General features: G+C 62.1%; 2 protein-coding genes and 1 riboswitch. Both genes read right to left on the reverse strand.

Annotated features, from left to right (window positions below):
* The coding region (locus A5740_RS00005) for a transglycosylase family protein (RefSeq protein WP_139334849.1) at nucleotides 1-344 on the reverse strand (344 nt) is incomplete at its 3' end.
* 8 nt (nucleotides 345-352) lie between these two features.
* A riboswitch (cyclic di-AMP (ydaO/yuaA leader) is annotated at nucleotides 353-564 on the reverse strand.
* 217 nt (nucleotides 565-781) lie between these two features.
* The coding region (locus tag A5740_RS00010; RefSeq protein WP_076190435.1) for a MoaD/ThiS family protein at nucleotides 782-987 on the reverse strand (206 nt) is incomplete at its 5' end.

A 987-nucleotide genomic window follows, 5' to 3' on the forward strand; every position in this document is an offset into this window, starting at 1 on the left:
GTGGGCCATGCGCCCTTGCCCTGGCTGGCGAGCACGCGCTCGGCCACGGCGATCTGTTCGTCCTTGGTGGCCAGGTAGGCGCTGGGTGCGTACTCGCCGCCGCCGTGGGACGACCACGTGCTGGGGGAGAACTGCAGGCCACCGTGGTAGCCGTTTCCGGTGTTGATGGCCCAGTTGCCGCCGGACTCGCAGCGGGCTACCTGGTCCCATTCGCCGTCGGTCGCAGCCATCGCATGGCCGGCCATTGCCAGGCCGCCACCACCGAGCACAGCGCCGGTGAAGGCGATTTTGGCGACACTTTTTGCTGACGACGACGAAGTGGGCTTGCGGTGCCGTCCACTCATAAGCGTGAAGGTCCTCTCGTATGCGCCCACGAGGTCAGCTGTCGGGTTCGGGCTGGAGAGGTCGCCCGGCCGCGTCGTCGAAACGACGGCGGCTTCACCCCAAGGAACCGCATGCAGTTCCTGGTCCTGAAAAATTCGGTGGACCGGTTGGGTCCCCCGCCTCCATCCTGATGTTTGTCGTAACCCCCGCCCGGTGGATGGAGCTCGGCGCTACCGGAATGGGGTGGGTCAACTGATTAGGGTCGGTTGACTTGGAAATGAACGGTAACTGCTTCCCGCTATCGCGTCACCTTTGACGGCCTTGGGCGTTTTCCCCGCGAGCAAACATTAAAAGTTGTTTAAAGGTCCTGGTTACCGGAGCGTTTTCGCAGGTAAACGACGAGCTCCACCCGGCTGTAGCCAGCTCGTGACCATTTCGTTATGTGATGCGAATCACGTTAGCCGCCGGCGAATGGGGGTAACACATCAAGCGTTCGCAGCGTTGATACCGGCTTGTCCATATCGCGTACGGCGACGCCGTCTGACAGGTATGAGCAGCGTTTTAGCACTCGCGCGAGTTCGGCGTCACGCTCGCTGAGAAGGTCGACGAGCGTGGCGATCGTCGCGTCGTGCGCCAAATCTAACGTTTCCGTATCAACTCCGG

The sequence above is a fragment of the Mycobacterium sp. GA-1841 genome (genome assembly GCF_001954135.1).
Classification (GTDB): Bacteria; Actinomycetota; Actinomycetes; order Mycobacteriales; family Mycobacteriaceae; genus Mycobacterium.